Below are 18,628 nucleotides of genomic sequence, written 5' to 3' on the forward strand. Positions count from 1 at the left end.
CACCGACGGAAACGACACGCGCGCGATCAGTCCGGCAGCAGGTCCTCCACCGTGATGGGGATGTGGCGCACGCGGATGCCGGTGGCGTTGTGGACCGCGTTCGCGACCGCGGCCGCCATCCCGACCGTGCCGATCTCGCCGATGCCCCTCGCGCCGACGGCGCCGAGCAACGTGTCCGGGTGTTCGACGAAGTGCACGTCGACCTCCTGGATGTCGGCGTTCACCGGGAGCAGGTAGCCCGCGAGGTCCGCGTTGGCGAGGCGTCCGTTCTCCTCGATGTCCAGGCCCTCGTGCAGTGCCGCCGACACGCCCCAGATCATGCCGCCCGAGATCTGGTTCCTGGCCGCCGCCGCGTTGATGATCCGGCCCGCGTCGAACACGCCGAGCATGCGCGACACCCGGATCTCCCTGGTCCACCTGTGCACCCGCACCTCGGCGAACTGGGCCCCGAACGAGCTGAACGAGTGTTTCGTCCGCTCCTCGCCCGGCGCCGACGAACCCTCCGCCGTCAGCTCGGTGCGGCCCACCGCCGCCAGCAGCTCCCCGAACGACATGCTCCGGTCGCCTGCCAGCACCCGACCGCCGGCATAGGTCACCTCGAGGCCCTCGAACGGCGCCCCGGGGCCCGACGCCAGGTCGACCAGCTGGTCGGTGATCGTCGCCGCGGCGATCATGATCGCGGCGCCGACGCTCGCGGTCGCCGTGGAGCCGCCGGACAGGCCGCCCGGGGGCAGCGCCGAGTCGCCGAGCCTCGGTGTGACCTGTGCTCGCCGCAGGTCCAGGGACTCCGCGCCCACCTGCGCGAGCACGGTGAGCAGGCCGGTGCCCGGGTCCGCGCCGGCGGTCGCGACCTCGGCCGTGTCGTCGGCACGCAACGTGACCCGCACCGTGGCCGGGAACCGGAACGCCGGGAACATCGCGCTCGCCGTGCCCATCCCGACCAGCCAGTCGCCGTCCTCACGGCCGTGCCGTGCCCGTTTCGCCCAGCCGAACCTCGCCGCGCCGATCCGGTAGCACTCGTCGAGGTGCTTGCTCGACCACAGCAGGTCCGAGCCGTGCGGGGCCGTCGAGTCGTTGCGCAGCCGCAGGTCGATCGGGTCCATGTCCAGCGCGACGGCCAGCTCGTCGATGGCGCTCTCCAGCGCGAACGAGCCGGGCGCCTCGCCGGGCGCACGCATGAACGTGGTCGGCGGGATGTTGAGCGGCACGATCCGCTGCGCCAGCGCCAGGTTCCTGGTGGTGTAGTACTCCTTGGTGTTGTGCGAGGTCTGTTCGATGAACGACCGGCGCGTGTCCGTCGCGCACCACGACTCGTGCCGGACCGCGACCAGTGTGCCGTCCGCCTCCGCGCCGAGCCCGATCTTCTGGACCGTCGCCGCGCGGGTCGCGGTCGCGGTGAACACCTGCTCGCGCGTCAGCGTGATCTTGACCGGACGGTCGAGCACGCGAGCCACGGAGGCCGCGAGGAACGCCGCGGCCGAGGCGCGTGCCTTGCCGCCGAAGGCGCCACCCACGAACGGGTTGATGGCGTGGACGGACGACTCCTTCACGTCCAGCGCGCTCGCCAGCTCCATCGCCTGGAGGTTGGCGGCCTGGTTTCCACTGTAGACGGTCAGTTCGTCGCCGTCCCACACGGCGACGGCCGAGTGCGGCTCCATCGCGGCGTGGTTCTGCGTCGCCGTGGTGTAGGTCGCCTCTACCACGACCGGGCTTGCCGCGAACGCGTCCTCGATGGACTCGACGCCGGTCGCGAGGATGGTCTGGATCGCCGGTCCACCGCGGCCCGGCGGGGCTTCCTCCGCGGTCGCCAGGCCCTCTTCCAGCGAGGTCAGGGCGGGCTTCTCGTCGTAGGCGACCGTGACGGTCAGCGCCGCGTCCCGCGCGTGTTCGAACGTGTCCGCCACGACCACGCCGATCGGCTGCCCGTAGTAGTGGACCTCCTTGTCCTGCAACGGGACCCAGGTCTCGCCGAACATCGGGTTCTTGCTGGGCCGCAGTTCCAGCGGGTCGAACGGCGAGTACACCCCGAGCACGCCCGGCTCGCCCTTCGCGGCGGCGGTGTCGATGCTCAGCAGCTCGCCGTTGGCGACCGTGCTGAGCAGGACGTAGCCGTAGACCATGCCGGGCTGGTTGTAGTCGGCTCCGTACCTGGCCGCGCCGGTGACCTTCAGCGGGCCCTCCACCCGGCCGGTCATGCCGCCCCCTCGATCAACGCGCGGACGACCGTCCGCTTCAGCAGGGAAACCTTGAAACCGTTGGCCGACAACGGTGTGGCGCCCTCCGCGGCCACCGAGGCGGCCTGCTCGAACGCCTCGACGGTCGCCGGGCCACCGCGAAGCGCGTCCTCGACCGCCGTGAGCCGCCACGGCACGGTCGCCACGCCACCCACGGCCACCCGCGCGTCGACGACGCGGGAGTCCCGCACGTCCAGCGCGACCGCGGCCGAGCACAGCGCGAACTCGTAGGACGCGCGGTCCCTGACCTTCACGTAGGTCGACCGGTGCGCCCAGTCCAGCCTCGGCACCACGACCTCGGTGATCAGCTCGCCCGGCCGCAGGTCGTTCTCGACCTCGGGTGTCGCGCCGGGCAGGCGGTAGAAGTCGGCCAGCGCGACCGTGCGGTCGCCGTCCGCGCCGGTCAGCCGGACCCGCGCGTCCAGCGCGACGAGGGCGACCGCGACGTCGCTGGCGTGGGTCGCGACGCACGACTCGCTCGTGCCCAGGATGGCGTGGTTCCGGTTGGCACCGGTGATCGCCGGGCAGCCGCTGCCGGGGACACGCTTGTTGCACGGCATCGCGATGTCGCGGAAGTAGCCGCATCGGGTGCGCTGCAACAGGTTGCCGCCGATGCTCGCCATGTTGCGCAGTTGCTGTGAGGCGCTCGCGAGCAGGGCGCGGGAGATCACGGGGTAGACGCCGGGGTGCGCGGCGATGTCGCTCATCCGCTCCAGGGCGCCGAAACGCAGGCCGTCGCTCGTGTCGATGCCACGCAGCGGCAGGTCGTTGATGTCCAGGACCTCTTGCGGTGTCAGGACATTCAGCTTCATGAGGTCGACGAGGGTCGTCCCGCCCGCGAGGAACGTGCCGGAGGTCCCCACGGCGTCGGCGACCGTCGTGGGTGCGGTCAGCTCAAACGGTCGCATCGGTACGCCTCGCCTGTTCCACCGCTGCGACGATGTTCGGGTAGGCCGAGCAGCGGCAGATGTTGCCGGACATGAACTCCCGCACGTCGTCGACGTCCTGGGCGACGGCGGCGACCGCCGACATGAGCTGGCCCGGTGTGCAGAACCCGCACTGGAACGCGTCCTGGTCGAGGAACGCCTGCTGCACGGGGTGCAGCCGGTCGCCGTCCGACAGCCCCTCGACGGTGGTGACCGGGCCGCGCACGGTGGCGGCGAGCGTGAGGCAGGAGAGCACGGGCCTGCCGTCGACGTGCACGGTGCACGCGCCGCACTGGCCGCGGTCGCAGCCCTTCTTCGGTCCGGTAATCGAGAGGCGTTCGCGCAGCGCGTCGAGGAGCGTCACGCCCGGCTCGACACTCAGTTCCTCGGCGCGGCCGTTGACTTGTAGGGAGATGTCCACCAGATCCTTTTCCCCGGGGCAGTGCTGTGGTCGGTGACGTCAGAACGCCACCCGGAACGGATATCTATCCGCTTCGGAAGCTACCGGAGCATTATCCGCTCCGCAACCGAACTGGAGTCGCTCCAGGTACATTCAGGGCGCGACGACGAGGGGGAGGCCGAGGTGACGACTGGATCGGTGAGCTCCCGCCGCGCGGACACCCGCCGCAACAACGAGCGCATCCTCGCAGCGGCACTGGAGTCGCTGACCAACGCCGACGAGCTGTCGTACAACGCCATCGCGAAGAGGGCCTGTGTCGGGGTCGGCACCGTGTACCGGCACTTCCCCAACCCGGAGGCGCTGGTGCTGGCCGTGTACCGCCGCGAGGTGCGGCATCTGGTCGACGCCGTGCCGGACCTGCTCGCGGAGTACCGGCCGGAACAGGCCTTCCGGCTGTGGACCAGCCACCTCGCCAGCTACATGATGACGAAGCGCGGCCTTGCCGACGCACTGTCCGCCGCGACCGCCGCCGCGGGCGAGGATTTCACCGCCGGCACCTACGAGGCCATGGTCGGCGCGATCACCACGCTGCTGGACGCGTGTGTCGAGGCAGGTGCCGTCCGCCCCCGCCTCGACCCGAGGACCGTCCTGCTCGCCCTCGCGGGCCTGATGCACCTCGACCCCGCCGGCGACTGGCAGCGCCAGGCCGCGGACATCACCGACCTGTTGTGGAACGGGCTGCGCGGCTGATCCCGCCGGTCCTGGCGCCACGGTCTGGTTGAGCAGAACTAGAACAGGTTACAGTTATGGCCAGGACGGTTGATCGAGGAGCGGGCATGGCCAAGAAGGTGCGGGGTAGCGGCGAGGCCGACTACGTGGTGGTCGGGTCGGGCAGCTCGGGAGCCGCGGTCGCGGGCCGGCTGGCCGAGTCCGGGGCGAGCGTGATCGTGCTCGAGGCGGGCAAGTCCGACGACCAGCTGCTGGTCACCAAGCCGGGGATGATCGGCCCACTGCACTCGGTGCCACAGCTGAAGAAGCTCGTCGACTGGGGCTACTACTCCGTCCCGCAGAAACACCTGCTCGACCGCGAGATGCCGGTGCCGCGCGGCAAGGTGGTCGGCGGCTCCAGCTCCGTGAACGGCATGGTCTACGTCCGGGGCAACCGCGCCAACTTCGACTCCTGGGCCGCCGAGGGCAACGTGGGCTGGGACGCCGACAGCGTGAACGCCGCGTACAAGCGGATGGAGGACTTCGAGGACGGCGAGAACGCGTTCCGGGGCGCGGGCGGACCGATCCGGGTCACCCGCAACAGGATCCCGCAGGAGGGGTCGCTCCAGTTCATCCAGGCCACGGCGGACACGGTCGGCTGCAAGATCCTCGACGACTACAACGCGGAGTCGCAGGAGGGTGTGAGCCGGATGCAGCAGAACGCCGCCGACGGCCTGCGCTACAGCGCCTCGCGCGGCTACCTCGGCCGGCTCGCGCAGGGGACGCTGGAACTGCAGTCGAGGGTGCACGTGACCAGGGTGGTCATCGAGCACGGCCGCGCGGTCGGCGTCGAGGTCACCGACTCCGACGGCACCAGGCGGACCGTCCGCGCGGGCAGGGAGGTCATCCTCTCGGCGGGGTTCGTCGGCTCCGCGCAGCTGCTCATGCTCTCCGGGGTCGGCCACGCCGCCCACCTGAGGGAACACGGCGTCGACGTGGTCGCGGACCTGCCCGTCGGCGACAACCTGCACGACCACATGTTCCACGCGCTGACGTTCCGGGCGTCGTCGAGCACGCACCGCGGCACGGCGCCGTTCTTCGCCCGCGGCCTGGTCAGGGAGCTGATGCGGCCCGGCACGACGTTCATGGCGAACTCGGTCTTCGAGGTGCTCGCGTTCCTGCGGACCTCGCAGGCGCGTGACGTGCCCGACCTCCAGCTGCACCTGCTGCCGTGGGCGTACGCGTCGCCCAACCAGGACAAACCGGTGCGGGCCAAGGTCGACAAGCGCACCTCGCTCACCGTGCTCGCGACGCTGATCTACCCGAAGAGCCGGGGCACGCTGCGGCTCGCGTCGGCCGACCCCACGGCGGCACCGCTGATCGACTTCCAGTACCTGGCCGACCCCGCCGACCTCGAGGTGCTCGCCGAGGGCTCGGCGATGGTGCGGGAGATCTTCGCGTCGCCCGCGTTCAGGGGCTCGATCAAGGGGGAGACCCACCCGGGCGCGGGGCTGCGGGGCCAGGAGCTGCGCGACGCGATCCTCAACCGGGCCACGTCGGTCTACCACGGCGTCGGCACGTGCCGGATGGGCGTGGACGAGCTGGCGGTCGTCGGCCCCGACCTCAGGGTCCGCGGCGTCGAGGGACTGCGTGTCTGCGACGCCTCGATCATGCCGTCGATCACCGGCGGCAACACGAACGCGCCCGCCATCATGATCGGCGAGATGGGCGCACAACTGGTCCTCTCGGACAAGTAGAGGCGGCAGGAACATGACGCTCACGCCTGTTCAGCTCACCCGGCCCGCCTCGGTGACCGACGCGTTGCTGCGTCAGCTCGTCGAGAGGGTCCCCGGCACCGGCGCGACCTGGCAGCTCACCGAGGTCTACACCGGCGAGGTACTGGTCGCGCTGCCGCAGTCCGCGCCTGCCGACATCGAGGCGGCCTACGCCACGGCCCGTGCGGCGCAGCGGCAGTGGGCGGCCACCCCGGTCAGGGAACGCCTGGCCGTGTTCAGGCGGGCGCACACGCTGTTCGTCGACAACGCGCGGACCACCGCCGACCTCATCCAGGTCGAGAGCGGCAAGAACCGGCGGATGGCGATCGAGGAAACCTGCGACCCGCCGATGGTGATGAGCCACTACCTCAAGCGGGCCGCGAAGCTGCTCGCGCCGGTGAAACGCGGCGGGCCGGTGCCGATGCTGACCACGTCGACCGAGATCCGGCAGCCGAAGGGTGTCGTCGGCATCATCGCACCGTGGAACTTCCCGTTCGCCACCGGCATTTCCGACGCGATCCCGGCGCTGATGGCGGGCAACGCCGTGGTGTTGAAGCCCGACAACAAGACCGCGCTCTCCCCGCTGCACGGCGTGCGGATGCTGGAGGAGGCGGGCCTGCCGAAGGGCCTGTTCCAGGTGGTGTGCGGCGAGGGCCCGGACGTCGGCCCGACGCTCATCGACAACGCCGACTACGTGATGTTCACCGGCTCGACGGCCACCGGCAGGGTGATCGGGGAGCGGGCGGGCAGGAACCTCATCGGGTGCTGTCTGGAGCTGGGCGGCAAGAACCCGATGATCGTGCTCGAGGACGCCGACCTGGCGGAGACCGTGCAGGGCGCGGTGTTCGGCGCGTTCGGCAACACCGGGCAGATCTGCATGCACATCGAGCGCATCTACGTGCCGGAGTCGAGGTATGACGAGTTCAGGGACGCGTTCGTGGCGGCGGCCAAGGCGTTGGACGTCCGCGCCGCCTACGACTTCGGCCCGGAGATGGGCTCGCTCGTGTCCGTCGACCACCTGGGCCGGGTGAGGTCGCATGTGGACGACGCGGTGGCCAAGGGCGCGACCGTCCTCTGTGGAGGAAGGCCCCGCCCCGACCTCGGCCCGGCGTTCTTCGAGCCGACGGTCCTCGAGGGCGTCACGAAGGACATGCTCTGCGGTGTCACGGAGACGTTCGGTCCCGTGGTGGCACTGCACCGGTACCGCACCGTCGACGAGGCGGTCGCGTTGGCCAACGACACCGACTACGGCCTCAACGCGTCGGTGTGGGGCGGAAACCTGGACGCGGCGCGTGCCGTGGCCGCACGCATCGAGTCCGGCAACGTCAACATCAACGACATCCTCGCCACCGCGTACGCCGCGAAGGGCACCCCGTCCGGCGGTGTCAAGAACTCGGGTGTCGGTGCCCGCCACGGCGACCAGGGCCTGCTGAAGTACACCGACGTGCAGAACATGGCCGTGCTGAAGAAACAGGTGATGGGCGCCAAACCGGGCGAGGACTACGGCAAGCACGTGGAACGCATGCTGTCCGGGCTGAAGATGATGCGCAGGACACGCATCCGGTAGACCTGGACGTGATACCGTGCGGTCGGTCGTGGAACTGGGGGGTTCTCGTTGTCCGACACGCGTGACGCCGTCGACCGGGCGGCGGTCGCCGTCGGCTGGCACGGCTCCGTCACGCCTCGGCTCGCCTGGGGGACGGTCGAACGACGGCTCGGCACGCCGCTTCCCGGTGACTACAAGGAGTTCATGAGCCGGTTCCCGTCCGGGATGTTCCGTGACGTGATCCGGTTGTTCAACCCGGTACAGGGCAAGGAGTTCCTGGCGGAGTTCAGGGAGGACTTCGACCGGCTCCTGATCGGCGTGGAGATCCTGTGGGAGGAGTACGGCACGTATCCGCCGTTCCCCCGGCCGGGTGGGTTGATCCCGTTCGCGTCGGACTCCTCGGGCGGGTCACTGATGTGGCTGCCGTGGACGCCCGACGTCGACCGGTGGCACGTCGTCCACCTGAGCAGGAACGTCGTCAGGGGCTACAACAGAACCAGACGGTCGATGACCTCGGTGATGCGTGAACTCGCGACCAGCCGAAGCAGTCGCAACATCCTCGAGTGGGACCTGGCCGACACCGGGCGCACCTTCGAGCCGTTCACCTGAGGCGGTCACCGACCTCGGCGCGTGGCGTGGTCTGCCGGGAACGTGACCCGGACGGTGGTACCCCGCCCGGGCGCCGAGGTGACCCCGACCGTGCCGCCGTGTGCGGTCGTGATCGCCTCGACGATGGCCAGGCCAAGGCCCGACGAGCCGCCGCCGCGGCCGGGATCGGCGCGGTAGAAGCGGTCGAACACGTGCGGCAGGTGCTCGGGCGCGATCCCGTCGCCCTCGTCGTGGACCGCGACCTCCACCTGTTCGTCCCGCGTACCGACGGAAACCGTGACCGGCGTGCCCGGTCGGGTGTGCTGCACCGCGTTGCCGACGAGGTTGCGCAGCACCTGCTGGATGCGTGGCCCGTCGCCGTCGACGACCGCCTCCGCTGCCCCGCGCATGGTGATGACCCGGTCTGCGCTGACCACCCGTGCGTCGTCCACCACCTCGCCCGCCAGCGCCACCACGTCCACCGGCTCCCGGTCCAGCGGCTGGGCCGCGTCGAGCTGGGCCAGCAGTGACAGCTCGTCGACGAGCAGCCGCATCCTGCCCACCTCCGCCTGCATCCGTGCCATGGCGTGGTCGAGCTGTTCCGGGTCGCGGAGACCACCCTGCGCGTACAGGTCGATCCACCCGTGCATGGTCGCCAGCGGCGTCCGCAGCTCGTGACTGGCGTCCGCGACGAAGCTGCGCAGCCGGTCCTGGGCGCGTCGCTGCGCGTCGAACGCGTTCCTCACCGCGGTGGCCACGGCGGCCTCCGGGCCGGCGAGCAGCGCGATGACGGCCAGCCGCCACCGGGACCGCTTCACGGCCGCACCGGCCGCAGGCTGTACCCGAAGCCCCGCACGGTGTGGACCATCGACGGCCCGCCGAAGTCGATCTTGCGGCGCAGGTTGGAGACGAAGCGTTCGACCACGCCCGCGTCGCCGCCGAAGTCGTACTGCCACACGTGGTTCAGGATCTGCGCCTTGGAGACCACCCGTCCGGTGTTGGCCAGCAGATAACGCAGCAGCCGGAACTCGGTGGGGGACAGCTCTACTGGGCGCCCGCCCCTGGTCACCACGTGCCGGGCCTCGTCCAGCTCGAGGTCGCCGCAGCGCAGCACGTCCTCCGGCTCGGATGGCGGCACGCGGCGGGCACGCCGCAGCAGCGCCTCCAGCCGCGCCGCGACCTCCACCACGTCGAACGGCTTGGTGAGGTAGTCGTCGCCGCCCATGCGCAGCCCACGCACGCGGTCGTCCAGCTCGTCGCGGGCCGTCAGGAACATCACCGGCACGTCGACACCCCGCGTGCGCAGCAGGTGCACCAGGTCGAAGCCGTCCGTGCCGGGCAGCATCACGTCCAGCACGATCGCGTCGGGGGTGCGTGCGCCGATCGCGGTCAGCGCGGCGGGCACGTCGCCCGCCGCCTCGACCTCGAAACCCGCGAACCGCAACGCGGACAGCAGCAGCTCTCGCAGTCCCGGATCGTCGTCCACCACAAGGATGCTGTTCTGTGTCATGGCCTCGCTCCGCTCGGCGCTTCGCGGCCCGTTCCCGGCGCTCGGTCCCTATTCCACCATCACGACGGAAGGCCGCTCCACGTCCAGGTTCGGCAGCACACGGTCGAGCCACCGCGGCAGCCACCAGGCCCGGTGCCGGGCCAGCGTCAGCACCGCGGGCACGAGTGTCATCCGGATCAGGAACGCGTCCAGCAGGACCCCCACCGCGAGTGCGAACGCGATCGGCTTGAGCGTGGCGTCGCCGTCCGGGGCGAAACCGGCGAAGACCGCGACCATGATCAGGGCCGCCGCCGCGACCACGCGTCCCGAGGCCTGGAACCCGTTGGTGACGGCGCCTCGCGGGTCGCCGCCCCGGACGTACTCCTCGTGCATGCGGCTGACCAGGAAGACCTCGTAGTCCATGGCCAGGCCGAACAGGACCGCCATGAGGATGACCGGCATGAAGCTGATCACCGGCCCGGTGTGCGGAACGCCGACCAGCTCGGCGAGCCAGCCCCACTGGAACACCGCGACCACCGCGCCCAGCGACGCGCCGACCGACAGCAGGAAGCCCAGCGTCGCCTTCAGCGGCACCACCAGCGACCGGAACGCGATCATCAGCAGCAGGAAGGCCAGCCCCACGACGATGAGGGCGAACGGCACGAGCGAGGCACCGAGCAACTCGGAGATGTCGATGCCGATGGCGGTCGCGCCGGTCACCCCCACGGACGTCCCGCCCGCGGCCTCGAGGTCGGCCACCACCCGGTGGGTGCGTTCGTCCTGCGGGCCGGTCTCGGGGATCACCCGCACCAGCGCGTACCGGCCGTCCGAGGACAGCTGCGGTCTGCCGACCGCGGCCACTCCGTCCACCGCGCCGAGCCGGTCGGCCAGAGCCTCGGCCGTGTCGCCCCCGGTCCGGAGGTCGGCGAGGACCACCAGCGGGCCGTTGAACCCCGGTCCGAACGCGGCGGCCGTCAGGTCGTACGCCTGCCGCTGGGTGCTCTTCGCCGGTGCGGAACCGTTGTCGGTGAGCGCGAGCCGCAACCCCGCCGCGGGCAGGGCCATGACGCCGAGCACCACGACGACGGCGAGCGTCGTGACCAGTGGGCGGCGGGTGACGAGCCGGACCCAGCGTGCCCCCAGCGTGGACCTGCCGTCGTGTCGGGCGGCACGTGAGGCGGGCCGGGGCCGCAGCCGCTCCCCGGCGAAGCCCAGCAGCGCCGGGATCAACGTGGTCGCGACCAGTACGGCGACGAGCACGGCACCTGCCGCGGCCAGTCCCATCGCGGTCAGGAACGGGATCCGGACGACGGTCAGCCCGGCCAGGGCGACGAGCACGGTGAGGCCGGCGAAGACGACGGCGGCACCGGCCGTGCCGATCGCGCGGGCGGCGGACTCGGCCACCGTCATGCCGGACGCGAGCTGTGAGCGGTGTCGGCCGACGATGAACAGGGCGTAGTCGATGCCGACCGCGAGACCGAGCATGAGGGCGAGGGCGGGTGCGGTCGTCGGCAGGGTCACCGCGCCCGTGACCACGGTGAGGCCCGCGACGGTCGCGCCCACCCCGAGCAGCGCGGTGAGCAGCGGAAGCCCGGCCGCCACGAGCGACCCGAACGTGATGACGAGGACGACGAGCGCGATCAGCAACCCCAGCGCCTCGGTGCCGTGGCCGCTCTCGGCCTCGCCGTGGACCGAGCCGCCGACCTCCACCCGCAGCCCCGCCGCGCGAGCCGGTCGGAACACCTCCTCCAACGCGTCGAGCGAGGCGCTCTCCACGCGGACGGCCTTCTCGCGGTAGGCGACGGTCGCCAGCGCGGTGCCACCGTCGGGAGAGATCAAGGGGCTCGCCACCCCGGCGACCTGGGGCGCGTTCGCCGCCGCACGCAGGGTCCGGTCGATCACGGCCCGGTACCCGGCGACACCCCGTCCGGCGGGCGCGACGAACACCACCTGCGCGGAGGCACCCGCGGCGCCGGGGAACTGCTCGGCGACGGTGTCCAGGGTCTGCTGGGCGCGCGAGCCGGGGATCGAGAAGTCGTCCTCGTAGGAGCCGCCCGAGGTGGCGGCGAGTGCCCCGGCGGCGGCCAGGACGACCAGCCAGGCCGTCAGGACGGTCCGGCGGCGCCGGTGGGTCCAGGCGCCGAGCCGGTAGAGCAGTGCGGCCATGACGTGTGCTCCCGTGGTCGTGGATCCAGGAGCCTCATCGCACCGCCCGCACCTGAGGACCCACCGCCCGCGAAGCTGACGGTTACCTGACGGCCGGAAGGCCTAGGCTCGGCGGGGTGACAGGTCGACTCGTCACCGAGACGCTCGACTACGACGGTGGCCGGCGGGTCACGGCGTACGTTCCGGCGGCGCCACCCCGGGCCGTCGTGTACGCCGGCGACGGTCAGTCGATCGCGTCGTGGGGAGGCGTTCTCGAGGCGCCCGGCCTGCCGCCCACGATGATCGTCGCCGCGCACCGCCTCGACGACGAGACACGGCGGATCCACGAGTACTCACCGGGCGAGAGCACGGCCGACTTCACCTTCGACCCGGCACGGTTCGCCGCCCACGAGAGGTTCTTCGTCGAGGACGTGCGCAGGTGGGCGCGGTCGCGGTTCGGCCTCGCGCTGCCCACCGAGCGGACCGCGGTGTTCGGTGTCTCGGCCGGTGGCGAGCTGGCGCTCGCCATGGGGCTTCGCCATCCCGACGTGTACGGCACCGTCTTCTGCGCGTCGCCGGGCGGCGGGTACCGGCCGCCCGCCGTGATGCCGGCGTCGCTCCCGCGTGCCTACCTCGTCGGCGGCACGCGGGAGCCGTGGTTCCTCGCGAACGCGACCCGGTGGGCCGACGCGCTGCGTGGCGCCGGTGCGGACGTCGTCATGACGGAACGGGCCGGGCCGCACGGCGGCGCGTTCTGGCGCGAGGAGCTACCGCTGATGGTGGCGTGGGCGTTCGCGCCCTGAGACTCAGACGGCCTTCGCGACGGCTATGGCACCCGCCAGGCGTTCGCCCGCCTCGTAGAACATGTACTCCACGCCGCCGTCGTTGCCGAAGGACGGGGCGGCGCAGCGGCCGTTGTCCGGGGCGCCGGACAGGGGTGTGTGGAAGACACCCAGGTGGTTGCGCTTGGTGAAGTCGTTGCCCACCTCGGTGATGAGCATCTGACCGCCGTGACCCCTGTCCCGGTGGTAGATCACATAGGTGCTGCCGCCGCGGGTCTCGACCGTCGGGGCGCCGATGTCCTGGGCACCGACGTCCTGCGGCCGGATCAGCGGCGTCTGCGAGAAGGTCCAGTTCCGTGCGTCGGCCGACCAGCCCCAGCCGATCGAGCGCCGGTTCGTCGTGTTGTTGATCATGAACACCATCACGTACCGGGCGCCGAGCGCGGGCAGGTCGTGGCGGACCACCCTCGCGTAGGAGGTCTCCGTGGTGCCCGACGGCAGCATCGACGTGGACAGCACGACCTTGTCGTAGGTGAAGTCGATGCCGTCCTTCGACCGCGCAAGCCGGGTCGTGGTGTTCTCCCCGTGGAAGTACAGCCACATCTCGCCGACGTCCTCGTTCCACAGCACGTGCGACGACGAGACGTGCGAGACGTTGTAGTACGGCGCCCAGTTGTTCCTGACGATGGGGTTGTTCGGGTACTCGGTGAACGGCCCGTCGAGGTGCTCGCCGTAGCTCAGGCAGATGCCGCCCGGCGCGTCGTGCGGCGCGTAGTACAGGTAGTACTTCGCGAGCGGGTTCGGCACCCGGCCGCGGGCGCCCCGGATGCACGGGAAGATCAGCTCGCCGGTCGGGTTGTACCGCAGCTTGCTCTTGTCGAACGCGACACCGAGGTAGCGGTAGTCGGGGAAGCCACCGGGGGCGGCGGACGCGGTGCGGGGGAGCGCCAGACCGATGCCGATGCCCGCCGCGGCGCCGAGGAGGGTTCGTCGAGTGAGGTCAGCCATGGCTCGACAGTCCCTGTGACGTGTGCCACCGTCAAGGTGCTAATACGTATTAGTCCAAACACGGTCGTTTTTGGCCCGAACAGTTGACGAAACGGCGCGACACGGCGTTGGCTCCTGCTAATCCGCATTAGCGCGAGGAGCACGAGATGCCGCCAGGACGCCCGCCACGGCAGGCCGACATCGCCAGGATCGCCGGCGTGTCGCAGGCCACCGTGTCCGTCGTGCTCGGCGGCAACCGCGCGGGCGTGCGCATGGCCGACGAGACCCGCCGCCGGGTGCTGGAGGTGGCCGAGGACCTCGGGTACGTGCCGCACCCGGTGGCGACCCGGCTCGCCTCCGCACGCACCAACATGATCGGCCTCTACACGTTCCGCACCACGTTCCCGACCGACGTCGCCGACTCCTACTACCCGATCCTGGTCGGGGTCGAGGAGGCCGCGGCGTCGCTCGGCCAGGACCTCGTGCTCTTCACCGGCACGACCGGCGGGGGAACCCACAGCGCCGCCGCGATCCGCAGGGTCCGCATCGCCGACGGCTGCCTGTTCTTCGGCAGGCACGTGCCGGGCGAGCCGATCGCGCGGCTGGTCGACTCCGGCTTCCCGCTGGTCTACATCGGACGCAGGCACGAACTGGCCGGCCGGATCCCCTACGTGGGCGCGGACTACGTGACCGCGTCCGCCGACCTCGTCACGAGCCTGCACGACCTCGGCCACCGCACCATCCGCTACGTGCGGGAGAACGACGACGCGCCGCCGTCGGCCGACCGCGAGCACGGCGTGCGCAGGGCCGCCCCGGATGCCGTGCTCACCCGCCTCGAACACGGCACCCTGCCGGTCGACACCGTGCGGGGCTGGGTGCGTGACGGCGTCACCGCGATCGTGGTCGAGGAGACCGACACCGGCGCCGCCTACACCGCGGTGCGCCGCGCGCTCGACGCCGCCGGACTGTCCACACCGGACGACGTGTCGCTCGCCGTGCTGGGCCGCCCGCCCACACCGGACGGCGGCGTCACCGGCTTCGAGGTGCCGTTCCGCGCCATGGGCGGCCAGGCCGTCCACCTGCTCGTCGACCTGATCACCGAACAGGAGACCGTGCCGCAGCGCCTGCTGCGGTGCCCACCCGTGGCCGGCCGCACCGCCGGCGCAGCACCGAAGAGGAGCTAGTCCCAGATGCCCGAGCTGGAGACGGAGATCGCGATCGTCGGTGGCGGCCTCGGCGGCGTCGCCGCGGCGCTGGCCGCGGCCCGCGCGGGCCACCGCGTGGTGCTGACCGAGGCGACCGACTGGCTCGGCGGACAGCTCACCGCGCAGGCCGTGCCGCCGGACGAGAACCCGTGGATCGAGCGCTTCGGCGCCACCACCACCTACCGCCAGCTGCGGGAGGGCATCCGCGACTACTACCGCCGCCACTACCCGCTGCGTGCCGAGGCGCTGCGCCACCCAGCGCTCAACCCGGGCGCCGGACGGGTGTCCAAGCTCTGCCACGAGCCGAGGGTCGCGCTGGCGGTCATCGAGGCGATGCTCGCACCGCACCGCTCGGCGGGTCGCCTGACCGTCCTCCTGGGACACCGGCCGGTCGCCGCGCACACCACGGGCGACCGGGTCGACGCGGTCACCGTCGCCGACGAGGCGGGTACGCGGACCGCGATCAGCGCGGACTACGTCATCGACGCCACCGAGGACGGCGACCTGCTCCCGTTGACCGGCACGGAGTTCACCGTCGGCGCCGAGTCGCGGGCGGAGTTCGACGAGCCCCACGCGCCGGAGCACGCGAACCCGGCGAACCTGCAGGGCATCACCTACTGTTTCGCCGTGTCCCACCACAGTGGACAGAACCACGTCATCGACCGCCCGGCCATGTACGACTTCTGGCGCGACTACACCCCCGAGTTCTGGCCGGGTCCGCTGCTGGGCTTCACCGCACCCGACCCGCGCACCCTCGAACCGGTCACCCGCACGTTCGAGCCCAACCCCGACGGCGACCCGCTGGCCATCTCCGCCGACCAGAGCGACGACGCGGGCGACAAGGAACTGTGGTCGTTCCGGCGGGTGCTCGCCCGCGGCCTGCACGACACGGGCGCGTTCGACTCGGACATCACGCTGGTCAACTGGCCGCTCAACGACTACTGGCTGCGCCCGGCGCTCGCGGTCGACGGCCACCCGGACGAGGTGGCACGCGCGCACCACGAGGCCAGGCAGCTGTCGCTGTCGGTCCTGTACTGGCTGCAGACCGAGGCGCCGCGCACCGACGGCGGCACCGGCTTCCCCGGCCTGAGGATCCGGCCCGACGTCACCGGCACCGCCGACGGGCTCGCGAAGTCCGCGTACGTGCGGGAGTCGCGGCGGATCCGGGCCGTCACCACGGTCACCGAGCACGACGTGTCGCTCGACCTGCTCGGCCCCACCGGCCGCCGCGCCCACGAGGACTCGGTCGGCGTCGGCAGCTACCGGATCGACCTGCACCCGTCGACCGGCGGCGACAACTACGTCGACGTCGCCAGCGTGCCGTTCGAGATCCCGCTCGGCGCGCTGCTGCCGCGCCGGGTCGTGAACCTGTTGCCCGCGGCCAAGAACATCGGCACGACACACCTCACCAACGGGTGCTACCGGCTGCACCCCGTGGAATGGAACGTGGGCGAGGTCGCCGGACACCTCGCCGGGTTCGCGCTGCGCCGCGGCGTGACCCCGCACCAGGTCCGCGAGGACGACAAGCTCTTCGACGAGTTCTCCCGCCTGCTCGAGGCCACCGGTGTCGAGAGGCACTGGCCCGAGGTCAGGGGCTACTGAGCCATCAGAACCGAGGTACAGCAATGACGCTACCGAAGATCCGGGTCGGCATCGACGTCGGCGGGACGTTCACCGACGCCGTCGCCGTCGACGCCGCGACCTACGCGCTGCTCGGCCAGGTGAAGGTGCCGACCAGCCACGACCACGACGACGGCGTGGCCTTCGGCATCCTCACCGCCCTGGAACAGCTGCTGGCACAGGTCGGCGAGGCCGAGGTGTCCTTCCTCGCGCACGGCACCACGCAGGCCACCAACGCGTTGCTGGAGGGCGACGTCGCGGTCGTCGGCATCGCGGGCATCGGCACGGGGTTCGACGCGTTCGCAACGAGACGCCTGGCCGCACTGGGAAGGACGGAGCTGGCCCCAGGGCGGCGGCTGCCGGTGCGGTTCGCGTCCGTGCGGGACGCGGGCGATCCCGTGCGGGTCAAGGAGGCCATCGCGAGGCTGACCGGCGACGGCGCCGAGGTGGTGGTCGCGGTCGAACCGTTCAGCGTGGACGATCCGGCCGGCGAGCGGGCGGTGATCGCGGCAGTCCGCGAACAGGGCCTGCTCGGCACGGCGACACACGAGATCACCGGCCTCTACGGGCTGACGCGCCGCGCCCGGACCGCCGTGTTGAACGCTGGCATCATGCCGCGCATGGTCGCCACGGCCGACCTCGTGGACCGCAGCGTGACCCGCGCCGGGATCTCCGCGCCGCTCATGGTGATGCGTGGTGACGGCGGCGTGATGTCGTTGCCGGAGATGCGTCGCAGGCCGCTGCTGACCGCGTTGTCCGGGCCCGCCGCCGGGGTCGCGGGCGCGTTGATGGGGGAGCAGCTGTCCGAGGGCGTGTTCCTCGAGACCGGCGGCACGTCCACCGACATCAGCGTCGTCCGCCGCGGCCGGGTGCAGGTGCGCCACGCCCACCTCGGCGGGCACGAGACCTACCTGCCCGCGCTCGACGTCCGGACCGTCGGTCTCGGCGGCGGCTCGATGATCCGACTGCAGGGCACCACGATCGTCGGCGTCGGGCCGCGCAGCGCGCACATCGCGGGCCTGCCCTACGCGTGCTTCGCCGACGCCGCGGCGCTGGCCGGCGCCACGGTCGAGTCGGTCGCGCCACGACCGGACGACCCGGCGGACTACGTCGTGCTGTCCACGAAGGACGGACGCTTCGCGGTCACGCTCACGTGTGCCGCCAACGCACTCGGCGTGGTCCCGGCCGACGCCTACGCACACGCCGACCCCGAGGCGGCACGCCTGGCACTCGCGCCGCTCGCGGCGGTGCTGAACCTGTCCGTCGCCGACGCCGCCCGGGCGGTGCTCACGCAGGCGGTCAAGCCGGTCCGCGAGGTGGTCGACACCCTGCTCCGCGACTACCGCCTCGACGGGCCCGCCCTGGTCGGCGGTGGCGGCGGGGCCGCGGCGGTCACGCCGTTCCTCGGCGACAGCATGGACCTGCCGTGGCGGATCGCCGCCCACAGCGAGGTGATCAGCCCACTCGGCGCCGCACTCGCACTGGTGCGGGAGTCCGTCGAACGGATCATCCCCGGTGCGTCCAACGAGGACATCCTGGCGGTGCGGACGGCGGCGGAGACCGCAGTCGTCGAGCAGGGCGCGGACCCGGCCGGCGTCGAGGTCGACGTGACCGTGGACCCGCGCCGCAACCTGGTTCGCGCGGTCGCCACCGGCGCGACCGAGCTGCGCACCCGCGACCGGGCGGCCACCGTGGACTGGGCCGCCGTGCGGGCCGAGGTGGCCAGGTCGACGGGTGTCGACGAGGTCGAGGACATCGTCAGCACGCCGCGGTACCGCGTGTTCGGCGCCATGGCCAGGCGTCCGGGGCTGTTGGGTCGGTTCACGCCCGCGGTCCGGCAGGTCCGCGTCGTCGACCAGGAGGGCGTGGTCCGCCTGCACGCCACGGGTGCCCACGTCGAGTCGACGACCGCGGGCGAGGCACCGACCGTCCTGGCCGCGCTGGTGGCCGAGCACACGAGGGTCGGCGACGGCGGCTCCCGCGCACCGGCCGTGTGGCTGCTGGTCGGCCCGAAGATCGCGGACCTGTCCGGCGTACTCGCCACCGACCAGCTGCTCGCGCTGATCGGCGCCGAGCTGCGCGCCAGGTCGTCGGACGAACCGGTGGTCGCGATCCTGGAGGACCGGCGATGAGACACCTTCTGTCAACCTCAGGCCGCTGTGGGCGGTTGAAGGGCCTTGGAGCGGTTGCGAATGTGAATGTTCTCGTCGTAGCGGACGCCTT

At 71.7% G+C, this 18,628-nt stretch carries 15 protein-coding genes; 8 read left to right on the forward strand and 7 right to left on the reverse strand.

Annotated elements, in window-relative coordinates; all coding sequences use genetic code 11:
• Positions 1–26 precede the first annotated feature (26 nt).
• From CLV71_RS46165 to CLV71_RS46175, 3 genes are read right to left on the reverse strand one after another with little or no spacing between them, the layout of a single operon-like run.
• On the reverse strand, positions 27–2,195 hold the full coding sequence (locus CLV71_RS46165; protein ID WP_133909327.1) for a xanthine dehydrogenase family protein molybdopterin-binding subunit: 2,169 nt from the start codon (positions 2,193–2,195) through the stop codon (positions 27–29).
• On the reverse strand, positions 2,192–3,142 hold the full coding sequence (locus tag CLV71_RS46170; protein ID WP_133909328.1) for an FAD binding domain-containing protein: 951 nt from the start codon (positions 3,140–3,142) through the stop codon (positions 2,192–2,194). The genes CLV71_RS46165 and CLV71_RS46170 overlap by 4 nt, the downstream gene beginning before the upstream one ends.
• Entirely contained in the window at positions 3,129–3,581 is a 453-nt protein-coding gene (locus CLV71_RS46175) for a (2Fe-2S)-binding protein (RefSeq protein ID WP_133909329.1), read from the reverse strand. Before CLV71_RS46175 ends, CLV71_RS46170 begins: the two co-directional genes overlap by 14 nt.
• 162 nt (positions 3,582–3,743) lie before the next feature.
• Here CLV71_RS46175 and CLV71_RS46180 point away from each other — a divergent pair, with 162 nt between their 5' ends.
• The 4 genes from CLV71_RS46180 to CLV71_RS46195 all read left to right on the forward strand — a co-directional run bounded on the left by CLV71_RS46180 (position 3,744) and on the right by CLV71_RS46195 (position 8,198).
• Positions 3,744–4,310 carry a TetR/AcrR family transcriptional regulator gene (locus tag CLV71_RS46180; protein ID WP_133909330.1) on the forward strand — a complete coding sequence of 189 codons (567 nt, stop codon included), beginning with the start codon at positions 3,744–3,746 and terminating at the stop codon, positions 4,308–4,310.
• An 86-nt stretch (positions 4,311–4,396) separates the two neighbouring features.
• A complete protein-coding gene (locus CLV71_RS46185) occupies positions 4,397–6,025 on the forward strand; it encodes a GMC family oxidoreductase (protein WP_133909331.1) in 1,629 nt (542 codons plus the stop codon).
• A 13-nt stretch (positions 6,026–6,038) separates the two neighbouring features.
• The gene (locus CLV71_RS46190; RefSeq protein ID WP_133909332.1) at positions 6,039–7,610 is read left to right on the forward strand and encodes a succinic semialdehyde dehydrogenase; all 1,572 of its coding nucleotides are present in this window, start codon (positions 6,039–6,041) and stop codon (positions 7,608–7,610) included.
• A gap of 48 nt (positions 7,611–7,658) precedes the next feature.
• On the forward strand, positions 7,659–8,198 hold the full coding sequence (locus tag CLV71_RS46195) for an SMI1/KNR4 family protein (protein WP_133909333.1): 540 nt from the start codon (positions 7,659–7,661) through the stop codon (positions 8,196–8,198).
• Between the two features lie 5 nt (positions 8,199–8,203).
• On the opposite strand, the gene CLV71_RS46200 is transcribed toward CLV71_RS46195, so the two are convergent.
• Genes CLV71_RS46200 through CLV71_RS46210 form a run of 3 tightly spaced genes read right to left on the reverse strand, consistent with a single transcriptional unit; the run spans position 8,204 to position 11,832 of the window.
• Positions 8,204–8,995: a sensor histidine kinase gene (locus tag CLV71_RS46200; protein ID WP_133909334.1), complete on the reverse strand. Its 792-nt coding sequence runs from the start codon at positions 8,993–8,995 to the stop codon at positions 8,204–8,206.
• Positions 8,992–9,687 carry a response regulator transcription factor gene (locus CLV71_RS46205; protein WP_133909335.1) on the reverse strand — a complete coding sequence of 232 codons (696 nt, stop codon included), beginning with the start codon at positions 9,685–9,687 and terminating at the stop codon, positions 8,992–8,994. The genes CLV71_RS46200 and CLV71_RS46205 overlap by 4 nt, the downstream gene beginning before the upstream one ends.
• A 48-nt stretch (positions 9,688–9,735) precedes the next feature.
• Entirely contained in the window at positions 9,736–11,832 is a 2,097-nt protein-coding gene (locus tag CLV71_RS46210; protein ID WP_133909336.1) for an MMPL family transporter, read from the reverse strand.
• A gap of 116 nt (positions 11,833–11,948) precedes the next feature.
• On the opposite strand from CLV71_RS46210, the gene CLV71_RS46215 reads away from it, so the two are divergent.
• Positions 11,949–12,614, forward strand: a complete 666-nt coding sequence (locus CLV71_RS46215; protein WP_133909337.1) for an alpha/beta hydrolase — start codon at positions 11,949–11,951, stop codon at positions 12,612–12,614.
• A gap of 3 nt (positions 12,615–12,617) precedes the next feature.
• On the opposite strand, the gene CLV71_RS46220 is transcribed toward CLV71_RS46215, so the two are convergent.
• Positions 12,618–13,601, reverse strand: coding sequence for a glycoside hydrolase family protein (locus tag CLV71_RS46220; RefSeq protein ID WP_133909338.1), 984 nt, complete (start codon positions 13,599–13,601; stop codon positions 12,618–12,620).
• Positions 13,602–13,747: 146 nt separating this feature from the next.
• Here CLV71_RS46220 and CLV71_RS46225 point away from each other — a divergent pair, with 146 nt between their 5' ends.
• The 3 genes from CLV71_RS46225 to CLV71_RS46235 are packed head-to-tail and all read left to right on the forward strand — an operon-like array spanning position 13,748 to position 18,537.
• Positions 13,748–14,764: a LacI family DNA-binding transcriptional regulator gene (locus CLV71_RS46225; RefSeq protein WP_133909339.1), complete on the forward strand. Its 1,017-nt coding sequence runs from the start codon at positions 13,748–13,750 to the stop codon at positions 14,762–14,764.
• Between the two features lie 6 nt (positions 14,765–14,770).
• Positions 14,771–16,387, forward strand: coding sequence for an FAD-dependent oxidoreductase (locus CLV71_RS46230; protein WP_133909340.1), 1,617 nt, complete (start codon positions 14,771–14,773; stop codon positions 16,385–16,387).
• A 23-nt stretch (positions 16,388–16,410) separates the two neighbouring features.
• The gene (locus CLV71_RS46235; RefSeq protein ID WP_133909341.1) at positions 16,411–18,537 is read left to right on the forward strand and encodes a hydantoinase/oxoprolinase family protein; all 2,127 of its coding nucleotides are present in this window, start codon (positions 16,411–16,413) and stop codon (positions 18,535–18,537) included.
• Positions 18,538–18,628: the final 91 nt, after the last annotated feature.

It is taken from the genome of Actinophytocola oryzae (assembly GCF_004364325.1).
GTDB classification, from domain to species: Bacteria; Actinomycetota; Actinomycetes; order Mycobacteriales; family Pseudonocardiaceae; genus Actinophytocola; species Actinophytocola oryzae.

Coding starts and splice junctions, on each gene's coding strand:
- CLV71_RS46190 (WP_133909332.1), top strand. CDS start 6,039: ATGACGCTCACGCCTGTTCAGCTCACCCGGCCCGCCTCGGTGACCGAC.
- CLV71_RS46165 (WP_133909327.1), bottom strand. CDS start 2,195: ATGACCGGCCGGGTGGAGGGCCCGCTGAAGGTCACCGGCGCGGCCAGG.
- CLV71_RS46170 (WP_133909328.1), bottom strand. CDS start 3,142: ATGCGACCGTTTGAGCTGACCGCACCCACGACGGTCGCCGACGCCGTG.
- CLV71_RS46185 (WP_133909331.1), top strand. CDS start 4,397: ATGGCCAAGAAGGTGCGGGGTAGCGGCGAGGCCGACTACGTGGTGGTC.
- CLV71_RS46210 (WP_133909336.1), bottom strand. CDS start 11,832: ATGGCCGCACTGCTCTACCGGCTCGGCGCCTGGACCCACCGGCGCCGC.
- CLV71_RS46205 (WP_133909335.1), bottom strand. CDS start 9,687: ATGACACAGAACAGCATCCTTGTGGTGGACGACGATCCGGGACTGCGA.
- CLV71_RS46235 (WP_133909341.1), top strand. CDS start 16,411: ATGACGCTACCGAAGATCCGGGTCGGCATCGACGTCGGCGGGACGTTC.
- CLV71_RS46230 (WP_133909340.1), top strand. CDS start 14,771: ATGCCCGAGCTGGAGACGGAGATCGCGATCGTCGGTGGCGGCCTCGGC.
- CLV71_RS46220 (WP_133909338.1), bottom strand. CDS start 13,601: ATGGCTGACCTCACTCGACGAACCCTCCTCGGCGCCGCGGCGGGCATC.
- CLV71_RS46225 (WP_133909339.1), top strand. CDS start 13,748: ATGCCGCCAGGACGCCCGCCACGGCAGGCCGACATCGCCAGGATCGCC.